Origin of the sequence: Streptomyces sp. NPDC008092 (assembly GCF_042957285.1) — a bacterium.
Taxonomy (GTDB): Bacteria; Actinomycetota; Actinomycetes; order Streptomycetales; family Streptomycetaceae; genus Streptomyces.
Map to the genome: position 1 here is coordinate 220,946 of NZ_JBIBHY010000015.1, position 13,211 is coordinate 234,156.

Below are 13,211 nucleotides of genomic sequence, written 5' to 3' on the forward strand. Positions count from 1 at the left end.
GTGTGGCTTCGGGCACATTGTTGGTTCGGCCGTAGAGCAACCGTCGGCGGGGCGGTCCATCGGTCCGACGGCCGGCAGGGGGGCTTGTGGGCACAGCGGATCGCGTGGCGGACCGGACCCCGGACAACCGGCCCTATTTCTTCCTTTCGTACGCGCACACTCCGCCGTGGGGCCCGGAGAGCGGGGATCCGGACCACTGGGTGCGCGTCCTGTTCAACGACCTGTGCAGCCACATCATGGCGCTCACCGACCTGCCCGCCGGGTCGCCCGCCGGCTTCATGGACCGGCAGATGCGTTCGGGTGAGGGCTGGCCCGAGAAGCTGAGCGAGAACCTCGCCGCCTGCCGGGTGTTCGTACCGCTGTTCTCGCCGCGCTACTTCTCCAGCGAGATGTGCGGCCGCGAATGGTACGCGTTCCACGAGCGGATACTGAACGCCAGGACCACCGGGACGGCCACCGTCCCAGCCGTCGTACCCGCCCTGTGGACACGCGTCGACATGCGCGAACTCCCGGACTCCGTACGGCACATCCATGTCGAGGACGTGTCGTCGGGCGGGCGGTACCTCAGCAACGGGATCTACGGGCTGATCAAGCTCAGCCGGCTGCGTGACGAGTACGACGAGACCGTGTTCGGCCTCGCCGAGCGCATCGTGCAGGCGGCCCGGGAGTCCCGGCTGCCTCCCGGACGCCCCCGGGACTACGAGAGCACGCCGAGCGCCTTCAAACCGCGCGGCACGGGGCCCCGGCGCATCCGGCTGACCGTGGCCGCGCCGACCCGTGACTCCGTCCCGCGGCACCGCGACGCCCAGCCCTACGGCGACGACGCGCTGGACTGGAACCCGTACCACACCGAGTCGACACGAGCGCTGTCCTCGCATGCCGAGGAACTGATCCGCTCCCTGGACTACCGGGTGACGGTCGTCGCCCTCGACGACGAGAATCCCGGCGACGAGCCGCAGGAGTCGGGCGAGCCGGGGGACACGCAGCCCGGCATCCTCCTCATGGACCAGTGGGCGCTGACCGACGAGAGACACCGGAACAGGCTGAAGATGTTCGACGCCTGGTCCCGTCCGTGGGTGAACGCGATCGTGCCGCGCTGCCGGACGGACCTGCAGAACCACGGGGAGGAGGGACGCCGGCTCGCGGAGGAACTGGAGCGGGTGATGCCGGCCGTCCTCGACCGGGTGCGGCGCAGCGACTACCGGTATGCCGTCAACGGCGTACCCACACTGACGTCCTTCACGAAGGTACTGCCCGGACTCGTGGCCTACACGACCCGGCAGTTCCTGAAGAGCCAGGAGGTCCGGCTGCCCCCGGGCCCGCACATACCCAGGCCTGTTCTGGCCGACCCCTACCGCCCGCCCCGCCCAGACCCGAAAGACGCACCCGGAGGAGAGGCATGACTGCCTCGGAGGACGGACGCATCATCACCTTCTACTCGTACAAGGGCGGCACCGGACGGACCATGGCGCTGGCCAACGTGGCCTGGATTCTCGCCGCCAACGGCAAACGCGTCCTCGCCGTGGACTGGGACCTCGAAGCCCCGGGACTGGACCGCTTCTTCCACCCGTTCCTGGATCCCGACGTGCTCACCGCCACCGGGGGCATCGTCAACATCCTTCAGGACTACGCCTGGGCAGCGACGGACGGAATCGACCGCACGGGGCCCTGGCACCTGGAGTTCGCGGACGTGGAGCAGCATGCCGTCTCGCTCGCCCCCGAGCGGCAGGGACTCGGATTCGAGCGCGGCGGCTCGCTCGACTTCCTCTCCGCGGGCCGCCAGTTCCCGGCCTACGCGGGCACGGCCTCCTTCCTGGACTGGGACAACTTCTACGACCGCCTCGGCGGCGGCATGTTCCTGGAGGCGCTGCGCGACAGCATGAAACGTTCGTACGACTACGTCCTGATCGACTCGCGCACCGGGCGGTCGGACACCGCCGACATCTGCACCCTGCAGATGCCCGACGTCCTCGTCGACTGCTTCACGTTCAACGACCAGTCCCTGGACGGCGCCGCCGACGTCGCGTACAGCGTCGGCGACGAACACCGCAAGCGGCGTATCCGGGTGCTGCCCGTGCCGATGCGCGTGGACGACGAGGAGGAGGACAAGGCGGAGGCGGGCCGCGCGGCGGCCCGGCGGAAGTTCGCCGGCCTCCCGACCGGACCGCGAGGGGAGCGGCTGAGCACCGAGGAGGTCACCGCCTACTGGAATGCCGTCGAAGTACCGTACAAGCCCTACTACTCGTACGAAGAGACCCTCGCCGTCGTCGGGGACAGGAAGGGCGACCCCGGGTCGCTGCTGTCCGCCTACGAGAGGCTCACCGCGTTCGTGTCCGGCAACGAGGTCACCGCGCTGCCGCCGATCCCGGAACCGGTGCGGCTGCGCAGCCGGGACGCGTTCATCCGGCGCCGGCCGCAGGACAGCGGCATGCGGGTGACGGTCGTCCACGCGGCGGAGAACCGGATGTGGGCCGACTGGATCGAGTCGCTGCTGAAGCGGGCGGGCTGCACCGTGACACTGCACGACCTGGTCACCGGACCGCCCGGCGCTCCCGCCCCCGGCACCCGCGCCCTGCTCCTGTGGTCCGAGGCGCTGTACGCCTCCCGGCACGACGGGAGCCTGCCCGGCCCGGTCGCCGACGGTGACGGTGACGGTGACGGGCCACCGGGACCGCTGGTGCCGGTGCGGGTGGACGAGGGCCGGCCGCCGGACTCGTACCAGCGCCGGGCCGGCCTCGTCGACCTGTACGGACTCGACGAGGCCGGCTGCGAGGAGGCGCTGCTCGGCGCGCTCGAACTGCCCCGGCAGGTGCCGAGGGGCGGACCGGCGGCGCCCCGGTTCCCCGGCCACGTCCCGGCCCACTGGAACGTGCCGCAGCGCAACAGCGCCTTCACCGGGCGGGGTCACCTCCTCGACAGGGTGCGGGAACAGCTGTGCAGCGGCATGACCGCCGTACTGCCCCGGCCCCAGGCGCTGTTCGGCATGGGCGGGGTCGGCAAGACGCAGATCGCGCTGGAGTACGTGCACCGCTTCAAGGCGGACTACGACCTGGTGTGGTGGGTGCCGGCCGAGAACATCGACAACGTGGTGGCCGCGCTCGCCGAACTCGGCTCCCGCATCGGCGCGCCCGGCGGCGAGGACATGGCACTGGCCAGCAGGGAGACCGTGCGCATGCTCTCCCGGGGCAACCCCACCAACCGGTGGCTCCTCGTCTTCGACAACGCCGACGACCCGGACGGCCTCGCCGGGTACCTGCCCACCGCGGGCGGCGGGCACATCCTGGTCACCTCGCGGAACCAGGCGTGGTCGGACAAGGGCGAGACGCTCCCGGTCGACGTCTTCCGGCGGCAGGAGAGCGTCGACCACCTGTCCCGGCGCGCCCCGGGGCTCGGCCCGGCAGAGGCCGACCGGGTCGCGGAGGCCGTCGGCGACCTGCCGCTCGCGGTAGAGCAGGCCGGGGCCTGGCTGGCCGAGACCGCCATGCCGGCGGCCGAGTACCTGCACCGCCTCACCGAGGAGACGGCCGCGGTGATGGGGCTCAACCACCCCGCCGACTACCCCGGTACGGTGGCCGCCACCTGGAACATCTCCATCGAGCGGCTGCAGGAACGGTCACCCGCCTCGGTACGGCTGCTGCAGCTGTGCGCCTTCCTCTCCGCCGAGCCGATCTCCTCCGAGCTGCTCTACGACAGCGACGAGATGCTCACCGCCCTGGGCCTGACGGAGAGCCTGCTCGTCGGCCGGCTGGTGCGGGAGATCGGCCGGCTCGCCCTCGCCAAGGTCGACCAGATCTCCCGCTCGATCCAGGTGCACCGGCTCGTGCAGGCGGTGATCCGCTCCCGGATGCCGGAAGAGGAGCAGCGCACGGCCCGGCACGCGGTGCACGAGATCCTCAGAGGGGCCCGCCCCAAGGGCGACGAACCCACCGACAACCGCGAGAACTGGCCGCAGTTCGACATCATCTGGCCGCATCTGACCGCCTCCGACGTCCGCAGCTGCACCGAGCCGGAGCCGCGCCGGCTGCTCGTCGACCGCGTCCGCTACCTGTGGAAGCGCGGCGAGCTCCCGCGGGCGCGGCGGCTCGCCGAGGAACTCCTCGACCACTGGAAGGAACCCCTCGGCGAGGACGACGAGCAGTACCTGTACCTGCGCTGCCAGCTCGCCAACGTACTGCGCACCCAGGGGCTGTACGTCGAGGCGCGGAAGCTGGACGAGGACGTGCTCAGGCGGCAGCGCCGGCTGCTCGGCGACCGGCACCCGCACACGTTCATCACCACCTCCGGCCTCTCCAGCGACCTCGCGGCACTGGGCGAGTACGACCGGGCGGTGGAGCTCGCGAAGGAGGCGCACGACGGCTTCGGCGACCTCTTCTACGAGGCCCATCCGCGCACGCTGAAAGCGGCCAACAACCTCGCCCTGGCGCTGCGCATGGTCGGCCGGTACGCCGATGCCCGGCAGATCGACGAACGCACCCTCGCCCGCCGCACCCAGGTCGACGGCGCCGATCACATCTACACCCTGTCGTCCGCGGAGAACCTCGGCCGCGACCTGCGCGAGGTCGGCCGGTACACCGAGTCCGTGACCGTGCTGTCCCGGGCGTACGACCAGCACAAGCGGCTGCTGGGCAAGGAGTTCCCCGGCACCCTGCGGTGTGCGAAGTCGCTCGCGGTGTCGCTGCGCAGGGCGGGCCGGCTGGAGGACGCCCGGCGGCTGACCTCCGCGACCCTGGACCGGTACCGGGAGCAGTACACGGTCTCCACCCCGGACTCCCTCGCCTGCGAACTCAACCTGGCCGCCGACCTGTTCGCGGCCGAGGACCCCGAGGCCGCGCGCGACGTCGCCCGGAAGGTGCTCGCCGAGTACCTGAAGAAGCCGGGCGAGGCGCACCCGTACACCCAGGCCGCGATGAACAACCTCGGTGTGTTCCAGTGGGGCTGCGGTGCCGCGGAGCAGGCGGAGGAGCTGTTCCTGAAGGTGCTGGACCGCATGACCGGTCTGCTCGGCGCCCACCACCCGCACACCCAGTTCTGCTCCGCCAACTACGCGATCGTGCTCGCCGGGACCGGCCGGCCGGAGGAGGCCTGGGAGCGGGAGCGGCGCTGTGCCGACGCGCTGCGCGCCGCCCTCGGCGCCCAGCATCCCGAGACCCTGGCCGTCATCGGCAACGGCGCCCTCACGCTGGCCGCCCTCGGCCGCCTGGACGAGGCCCGCACGCTGCGCGAGGAGGCCCTCGGGACGCTGCGGGGGCTGCGCCACCAGCTCGGCGAGAGCAACGGCATCACCCGCTCCGCGCTGGAGGAACGCAGGGTGTACCGGGACCTGGAGCCGCTCGCCGTGTGAGCGCACGCGGCGGACGGCACGCCGTAGGTCCCGCGCCGTCCGCCCGTCAGCCCGTCAGCCCGTCAGCGTGCTCGCCAGCAGCCAGTCCAGCACACCGGGCAGGGCACGCAGCGACGCGAAGTGGGCGGCCTCCGGCTCCAGCACGGCCTCGGCCCGCGGAATGCGGGCGGCCAGCCAGGAGAAGTGGGAGGCGGGCGAGAACCTGTCCTTCGCCCCGTGCCACAACAGCACCGGCACCCCGATGTGCGCCGGGTCGAAGCCCCACGGGCTGGTCAGCGCGAACACGTCGTCGATCCAGCCGTACGGCGAGCGCAGCGCCTCACGGTAGTTGTGCAGCAGCATCGACAGGGTGCCGCTGTCGGAGACGATCCGCCGGTCCTCCTCGGTCAGGTCCGAACGCAGGTCCTCCAGCATCCGCGCCGGGTCGCGGCGGATGACCGCCGAGCGCGTGACGATCCGGGCCGCGTACCGCTCCGGATCGGTGGCGGCCGTACGGAGCTCCTGGACGTTGAACGGTGCCATCCCGGCGAACCAGTCGAGCCCTTCGGCGTCCGGCGGCGCGAGTCCCACCAGGGCGGCCGCCCGCGTCACCCGGTCCGGCAGCAGGGCGGCGCAGGCGAGGGCGTGCGGTCCGCCGCCGGACCGGCCGGCCACGGCGAACCGGTCCACTTCGAGGGCGTCCGCCACCGCCGCCACGTCCTCGACTGCATCCGCCACCCGTCGGCCGGCCCTGCGATCCGAACCGCCGTATCCGGGGCGGTCGAAGCTGATGAGTCTGACCTTCCGCTGGTGAAGAAGCACGGGCCGGGGCCGCGGACCCACCCGGCTGCCGGGCGTGCCGTGCAGGAGAAACACCGGCCGCCCCTGAGGATCACCCGAGACCTCCACCCTCAACCGCCGCCCGCTCGCGGTCCGTACCTGGTCAAGCACTGCCGCGCCCTCCTCCTGGGCCCGTGGCCGGGACCACGTTGACGACATGTGCCCGCGGCGCTGCACCGCGAAACGAATGACCAGGTCAACGGGGGTTGCCAAGGCCCGCTTGGCGGTACGGGCGCCTCGGCCGGGTGCGGCCGACCGGTGGCCCGGCGCGCGAGCCGGCACCGCGACGTCGTCCCCTCGGCTCCCGGTGTGCACGCGGACCAACTCGGCGGCAGGGGTCGGTTGCGGCGGGCGGCGACGCGGCCGGGGCGGAGGGCGGGGGCGTGGCTGTCCCGGTCCGGTTCGGCGTCGGCCTGACGCGTGGTGGTGTGGGCGTCGGTGATCGCCTGCGGGTCGGTGCGCGGGGAGGGGCAAGGGGGCGGGGGCGGACGGCGCGTACCGGCCCGCCCGCGCGCCGGTGCTAGTACGGCAGGATGCGCCCGGAAGGCGTCCTGCGGTCGATCTCCTGCCCGCGGGGAGCGGGCCGACGAACAACGCGTACGCGGATCCGACCGTCCATGACGCCCTCCTCTTGCCGAGCCCTGACCGGTGCCTGCTGTCCGGTAGGAGGGCTCTGCCCCGCACATGGCGGATCCAAGCCTGGTGCGGGGCAGGAAAGTTGGCGGGGCCACGCGGGCCGGGGCCGGGGCGGGGCCGCGGCACCCTGCGAAACCACGGTCCGGTGACACGTGAATCACAGGCGGCGCCCCTAGGTTCCCGTGCCCATGGCAGACAAATTCTCCGCGTCTCACGGAAGGACATCCGTCCGGTCATGAGCAAGCACAGGAACCGCCGGGCCGCGCGCGTCGTGGCCTTCGGAGCCGCCGGTGCCCTGACGGTCGCCGCCGGCGTCACCGCCGTGGCCTCGGCGAGCCAGCCGGCCACGGCGACGGCAACCACCTGCTCCTTCACCCGGTCCGACACCTCGGCGAGCACCGGGGACAACCCCCGGCACGTGGTGACCGGTGACCTCGACGGCGACGGGAACGCCGACGTGGTCGCCGCGGACAACTCCGCCGACTCGGTCTCCGTCCTGCTCGGCAACGGCGACGGCACCTTCGGCACGGCCACGGACTACTCCGTGGGCGACGCGCCGTACCAGACCGTCATCGCCGACTTCAACGCCGACGGCAACCCGGACCTCGCCACCGCCGACTTCGACGGCGGCACGGTGAGCGTCCTGCTCGGCACCGGGAACGGCGCCTTCGGTGCGGCCACCGAGTACACCGTCGGCTCGGGCGCCCGCGCGCTGGTCGCCGGAGACGTCGACGGGGACGGCGACCTGGACGTCGCGGTGGCCGAGGAGTCGGCCGGGCGGGTCAGCCTGCTGCTGGGCGACGGTGAAGGTGCGTTCACCGTCTCCTCGCAGACGGTGACCGTGACCCGGCCGCACGGGCTGGTCCTGACCGACTTCGACGGCGACGGCGTCCTGGACCTCGCCACCGCGAGCGTCGCCACGGCCGGCGGGGTGAGCGTGGCGCTCGGCAAGGGCGACGGGACCTTCGGCGACGTCACCGAGTACGGCAGCGTGGCACGGCTGTACTCCCTCGCCCAGGGCGACTTCGACGGGGACGGCAGCACCGACCTGGCCGCCGTCAGCAACGGCTCCGACACCCTGGAGATCTACGCCGGCAACGGCGACGGCACCTTCCAGGACCCCGTCGACTACACCACCTCGTCCCTGCCGGTCGCCGTCAACACGGCCGACGTCAACGGCGACGACCTCCCCGACGTGCTGGTCTCGTCCCTCAACGGCAACTCGGTCGAGGTCTACACGGGCAGCTCCGAAGGCTCGGTGAGCGAGCTGACCGAACTCACCGAGCTGTCGGCGGACGGTGCCTACGAGGCGGCCGCCGCCGACGTGACCTCCGACGGCACGACGGACCTGCTGGTGGCGAGCAGCAGCGACGACGCGGTGGACGTCTTCACCGGTTCGTGCGTCTGAGCACCACTCGTCCGGGTGCGGCGTCCGCGCCCGGGCGGGCCCGGGCGGGCTCGCGCCGGAGCCGCTGACGCTGCCGCTGCCGCTGCCGGGAGCAGGCGCGGTTCGGGCAGCGGGTCCAGATAACGAAGTCCCGGGAATTCGACGTCCTTGTCCAGTCCCTCTCCGGCGCGGCAAGGTCACGTACTCCGGCACGGAAATACCGTTCGAATGCAGTGCCGATCCGGCGCGGCCTCCGCCGAATCCCGGATCGCGCGCGCCCGTGCCAGGTACGAATAAGATCGTCTTCACCGCCGCCCCCCGCTTCCGCCGCCGCTCCCGCTCCCGCTCCCGACCGGCATGTTCCACAAGGGGGCGGCACTCGCCGAAAGGGGTGTGCCAGTGAGCGTCGACTCCACCGTCACTCACGTCGTCGCAGCCCTCGCGGTGGTGATCGCGGCCTCCTCGGTGCTGGGAGCGGCGGCCCGAAGGCTCCGCCAACCCCCCGTCATCGGGCAGTTGTCCGCCGGCATCGCCCTCGGTCCCAGCCTGCTGGGCCTGGCCCCCGGAGGGGTGTACGAAACCCTCTTCCCGGGCCAGATCAAGCCCGTTCTGACGTCGGTGGCACAAGTCGCCCTGGTGCTCTTCCTCTTCGCGGTCGGCTATGAACTCGACCTCGGCCGGCTGCGCAATCGCGGTGCGGTGACCGCCGTCTCGCTGAGCGGGTTCGTGATTCCCATGCTGATCGGGGCCGTTGTCGTTCTGCTGAATCCCGGAGGATTCCGTTCCGTCAACGGCGGACATCCGGTCGACGCGAAATTCACCCTCTACATGGCGGTGGCCCTGTCCGTCACGGCGGTCCCCGTACTGGCCGGCATCATCAGGGACCAGGGGCTGGCTGGCACCGGGCCCGCCACGATCGCGATGGCGGCCGCCGGTGTCATCGACGCGCTGAGCTGGCCGGTGCTGGCGATCGCGCTGATCGGCGGCGGGAACGGCTCGGTGGGGTCCTGGGCCGGGAAGGTGGCCCTGCTGTCGGCGTACGTAGGGGCGATGTTCCTCGTCGTGCGGCCGGCGCTGAAGTGGTGGATGCACCGGCCCGGCGCCCTGATGGCCCATCACGTCCCCGTCGCCGCCGCCCTGGCGCTGGCCTCGGCGTGGGCCACCAGCGCGCTCGGACTGCATGTGATCTTCGGAGCGCTGCTGGCCGGCGTCATCATGCCCCGCCAGCCCGACGGCGCCCCCGACAGCCAGGTGCTGAACCCGCTCCAGGAGACCGGCGGTCTGCTGCTGCCGGTGTTCTTCGCGATCTCCGGCATGTCCGTCAGGCTCGACGGACTGCACGCCTCCGACCTGCTGCTCCTGCTGGTGATATGTGCCGCGGCGGTGACGGGCAAGGTGGCCGCCGGCGCCCTGTCGGCCCGGGGCGCGGCCCGGCTGCCCTGGCGTGACTCGCTGCTGGTCGGTGTGCTGATCAACACCCGGGGGCTCACCGAACTCATCGTGCTCGACGTGGGGTTGCGGGCCGGGGTGATCGGTCCCCGGCTGTACGCGCTGCTGGTGGTGATGGCGCTGCTCACCACGGCCGCCGCCGGACCGCTGATCGGCCCGCTCCACCGCCCGGCCGACACACCGCCCACCCGCCGCACCGGTGCCGGTGCCGGTGCCGGTACCGACGTCGAGACCGGCACCGGCCCTGGTACCGAGCAGACACCGGACTCCGGGCAGGTCCCCGCCGTGGACGCCGGGCCGGCGCCACGGCCGTAGGGCCATGGCTGTAGCGCCATCGCCGTAGCGCCATCGCCGTAGCGCCACAGCCGCATGGGCAGTGCGCGGCGGGCAGCCTGCGCGAAACCCGCGCACGGCGGGGGCGCTCCCGGATCGCAGCGGGCTTGGCCGGACCCGCCCGCCTAGACGGTCACATGGGCGTAGACGAGGGGCGCGGCCGCCTCGCTCTCGTCGACGGTCACCAGGGCCGTGCCGACCGTGTCGCCCCGTTCGGGGATGTCCGCGTAGAGGCCGGCGAGGTGTCCTCCGGTTCCGATCCGCCAGGGAAGCCCGACGGAGTCGATGTCGTCCTGGTCCAGGACGGCGTCACCGGCCGCCAGGTCCCCGGTGGTGCTGTCCAGGGAGGTCAGGAACTCCTCAAGGCCCGCGGCGGTGGTGCGGAAGCGCAGGTAGACGTCCTGGCCGCTGTCCGCGCTGCCGTCGCCGGGCACGACGAGGTAGGAGGCCTGCCGGGCCCCGGCCGGCACCGCGAGCCGGAAGGTCTTCCGGAGCGCGGCGCCGGGGACGCCGGGCCTCTCCCGCGGGGCCTTCGGCAGTGCGTCGTCCTTGAACCCGAAGAGCCCGAGCGGAGCCGCGAGGATCGCCCCGGCGGCCGCCAGGAACACGGCGCAGGCCACCACCAAGAGCGCGCCGGGCAGCCGCCGTTCGCGCTCCGGGCGCGTTGTCTCCGCCGTCACGCCTTCACTCCCGTGTGCTCTCTCGTGTGCTCTCTCGTGATCCCGCTCGTGATCCCGCTCGTGATCTCTCTCATGTCCGCCCCCACCGTAGGGCCACCGCTGCGCGTCCGGGCGCGGGCACGGCCTAAGGTCGTCCGGTGACGAACAGCAGCGCGACGCGTTCCCACGACCTCGACGGCATACGTCCGGCGCCGGAGTCCCCCGGGTGGCAGGACCGGCTGCGCCGGTTCGGTCACGCCCGGGCCCCGGGCTCCGGCGCGCGCCCGGCCTCCGGTGTCCGGGAACGCCTGGTCCCGCCCTTCCCCGAGCCCGCCCCCCGGCTCTGGCAGCTCCTGGGCATCGGCCCGGCCCTGGCGCCGCGCCTGGCGAGGGCGACGCAGTGGCTGGGCCCGCTGCTCGTCGCCACCCTGGCCGGCGTCCTGCGCTTCTGGCACCTCGGCCGGCCGCGGGACCTCGTCTTCGACGAGACGTACTACGCCAAGGACGCCTGGGCGCTGCTGCACCTCGGGTACGAGGGCACCTGGCCGGACCGCAAGATCGCCGACCCGCAGATCCTGGCGCACCCCCAGGTGGTCTCGCTCTCCGACACCGGCTCCTTCGTCGCGCACCCGCCGACCGGCAAGTGGGTGATCGCCGTCGGCGAGTGGCTGTTCGGCCTCGACCCGGTCGGCTGGCGCTTCATGACGGCGGCCCTCGGCACCCTGTCGGTGTTCATGCTGTGCCGCATCGGCCGCCGCCTGTTCCGTTCGACGTTCCTCGGCTGCCTGGCCGGGGCGCTGCTGGCGATCGACGGCCTGCACCTGGTGATGAGCCGCACCGCGCTGCTGGACCTCGTCGTCATGTTCTTCGTGCTGGCGGCGTTCGGCTGCCTGCTGATCGACCGGGACCGGGCCCGGGCCCGGCTCGCGGCGGCCCTGCCGGCCGACGCGGAGGGCCGGGTGCGCCCCGACGCGGAGACCGGTGACCGCGCCGGGACGGGCCGGCGGCCCTGGCGCCTCGCGGCCGGCGTGCTGCTCGGCCTGGCGGCCTCGACCAAGTGGAACGGCCTGTACGTCCTGGTCTTCTTCGTGGTGCTGACGCTGCTGTGGGACGTCGGCGCGCGCCGCGTCGCCGGGGCCCGCCACCCGTACCGGGCGGTCCTGCGCCGGGACCTCGGCCGGTCGGTTCTCGCCCTCGTGCCGACCGCGCTCCTGACATACCTGGTGACCTGGACCGGCTGGTTCCTGTCCGACGACGGCTGGGGCCGGCACTGGGCGGACGGCCGTGGCGGCACCTGGTCGTGGATCCCCGCCCCGCTGCGCAGCTTCTGGCACTACGAGTACCTGGTGTACCAGTTCAACGTCGGCCTGCACACGCCCCACAAGTACCAGTCGAACCCGTGGAGCTGGCTGGTCCTCGGCCGTCCCGTGCTGTTCGCCTACGACTCCCCGCAGCCCGGCCAGGACGGCTGCTCCACCGCGACCGCCTGCACCCGCACGGTCCTCGCCCTGGGCACCCCGCTGCTGTGGTGGTCGGCCTGCTTCGCCCTCGGCTACCTGCTCTACCGGTGGGCCCTGCGCCGCGACTGGCGGGCCGGCGCGATCCTCTGCGCGGTGGCGGCCGGTTACCTGCCCTGGTTCCTCTACCAGGACCGTACGGTCTTCTCCTTCTACGCCGTGGTCTTCGTGCCGTACCTGTGCCTGGCGGTGGCGATGATGATCGGGGCCCTGCTCGGGCCGCCGGGCGCGACGGAGCGGCGGCGGATCCGGGGCGCGGTGGCGGCCGGGGTGCTGGTGCTGCTCATCGCCTGGAACTTCGTCTACTTCTACCCGGTCTACACCGGGCAGACGATTCCCTACAGCGGCTGGCAGTCCAGGATGTGGCTCGACACCTGGATCTGAGGCCCGCCCGGAGACGCCGCTCAGCCCAGTGCCGCGGCCGCCGTCTCGCCGGTGCGGACGGCGCGCAGGACCCGCTCGACGGTCTCCCGCTTCTCCCCGACGGGTGCCGTGTAGCCGATGACCTCGCGCACGGCCTCGTCGCCGAGGGTCCGGGAGATCACCCAGGCGCCGAGGTACTGCGAGGCCATGCAGCCGCCGGCCGTGGCGATGTTCCCCTCGCTGTGGAACGGCGCGTCCAGCACGGTGACCCCGCAGGCCTCGACCCAGGGCCGGCTGACGGTGTCGGTGCACGCGGGCCGGCCGTCCAGCAGGCCGAGCCGGGCCAGTACGAGGGCGCCGGAGCACTGCGCGCCGATCAGCTGGCGCGCGGGGTCGAGCGGCAGCCGGGACACCAGCCGGTCGTCGGCGACGACGTCCCGGGTCCGCACCCCGCTGCCGATCAGCACGACGTCGGCCTCGGCCACGAACTCCAGCGGCCGCTGCCCGGTCACCTCGACGCCGTTCATGGACGTGACGACCGGGCCGGGCGTGGTGATGAACGCCTCCAGCCCGTTCTTGCGGCACCGGTTGACCAGCGCGGCGGCGATGAAGGAGTCCAGCTCGTTGAACCCGTCGAAGGTGACCACGGCTACCTGCATCGCTGCTCCCCGCTCCCCTGGTCCGGCACCGGCCACCCACTCTACGGC

General features: G+C 72.7%; 8 protein-coding genes. 5 read left to right on the plus strand and 3 right to left on the minus strand.

Annotated elements, in window-relative coordinates; translation table 11 throughout:
• Nucleotides 1-104: 104 nt before the first annotated feature.
• Together ACFZB3_RS39190 and fxsT are read left to right on the plus strand one after the other, a co-directional pair.
• Entirely contained in the window at nt 105-1,403 is a 1,299-nt protein-coding gene (locus tag ACFZB3_RS39190) for a TIR-like protein FxsC (protein ID WP_391385247.1), read from the plus strand.
• Nucleotides 1,400-5,341 carry an FxSxx-COOH system tetratricopeptide repeat protein gene (fxsT, locus tag ACFZB3_RS39195; protein WP_391385250.1) on the plus strand — a complete coding sequence of 1,314 codons (3,942 nt, stop codon included), beginning with the start codon at nt 1,400-1,402 and terminating at the stop codon, nt 5,339-5,341. The genes ACFZB3_RS39190 and fxsT overlap by 4 nt, the downstream gene beginning before the upstream one ends.
• A 54-nt stretch (nt 5,342-5,395) precedes the next feature.
• On the opposite strand, the gene ACFZB3_RS39200 is transcribed toward fxsT, so the two are convergent.
• Nucleotides 5,396-6,319 (minus strand): alpha/beta fold hydrolase, encoded by a 924-nt coding sequence (locus ACFZB3_RS39200; protein ID WP_391385254.1) that lies wholly within the window; start codon nt 6,317-6,319, stop codon nt 5,396-5,398.
• Between the two features lie 712 nt (nt 6,320-7,031).
• Between ACFZB3_RS39200 and ACFZB3_RS39205 the strand changes: the two genes are divergently transcribed.
• Both ACFZB3_RS39205 and ACFZB3_RS39210 read left to right on the plus strand, forming a co-directional pair.
• Nucleotides 7,032-8,204, plus strand: a complete 1,173-nt coding sequence (locus ACFZB3_RS39205; RefSeq protein WP_391385257.1) for an FG-GAP-like repeat-containing protein — start codon at nt 7,032-7,034, stop codon at nt 8,202-8,204.
• Nucleotides 8,205-8,582: 378 nt separating this feature from the next.
• Nucleotides 8,583-9,947 (plus strand): cation:proton antiporter, encoded by a 1,365-nt coding sequence (locus ACFZB3_RS39210; protein ID WP_391385259.1) that lies wholly within the window; start codon nt 8,583-8,585, stop codon nt 9,945-9,947.
• A gap of 143 nt (nt 9,948-10,090) precedes the next feature.
• Here the strand turns inward: ACFZB3_RS39210 and ACFZB3_RS39215 are convergent, their stop codons facing one another.
• Nucleotides 10,091-10,645, minus strand: coding sequence for a hypothetical protein (locus tag ACFZB3_RS39215; RefSeq protein WP_391385262.1), 555 nt, complete (start codon nt 10,643-10,645; stop codon nt 10,091-10,093).
• A 137-nt stretch (nt 10,646-10,782) separates the two neighbouring features.
• On the opposite strand from ACFZB3_RS39215, the gene ACFZB3_RS39220 reads away from it, so the two are divergent.
• Nucleotides 10,783-12,525: a phospholipid carrier-dependent glycosyltransferase gene (locus ACFZB3_RS39220; protein ID WP_391385264.1), complete on the plus strand. Its 1,743-nt coding sequence runs from the start codon at nt 10,783-10,785 to the stop codon at nt 12,523-12,525.
• Nucleotides 12,526-12,545: 20 nt separating this feature from the next.
• Here ACFZB3_RS39220 and ACFZB3_RS39225 read toward each other — a convergent pair whose 3' ends face one another.
• The gene (locus tag ACFZB3_RS39225) at nt 12,546-13,163 is read right to left on the minus strand and encodes a DJ-1/PfpI family protein (RefSeq protein ID WP_391385267.1); all 618 of its coding nucleotides are present in this window, start codon (nt 13,161-13,163) and stop codon (nt 12,546-12,548) included.
• Nucleotides 13,164-13,211: the final 48 nt, after the last annotated feature.

Bases quoted from the DNA above. Each gene is read 5' to 3' on its own strand.
- fxsT (WP_391385250.1), top strand. From the start codon at position 1,400: ATGACTGCCTCGGAGGACGGACGCATCATCACCTTCTACTCGTACAAG.
- ACFZB3_RS39225 (WP_391385267.1), bottom strand. From the start codon at position 13,163: ATGCAGGTAGCCGTGGTCACCTTCGACGGGTTCAACGAGCTGGACTCC.
- ACFZB3_RS39200 (WP_391385254.1), bottom strand. From the start codon at position 6,319: ATGTCGTCAACGTGGTCCCGGCCACGGGCCCAGGAGGAGGGCGCGGCA.
- ACFZB3_RS39205 (WP_391385257.1), top strand. From the start codon at position 7,032: ATGAGCAAGCACAGGAACCGCCGGGCCGCGCGCGTCGTGGCCTTCGGA.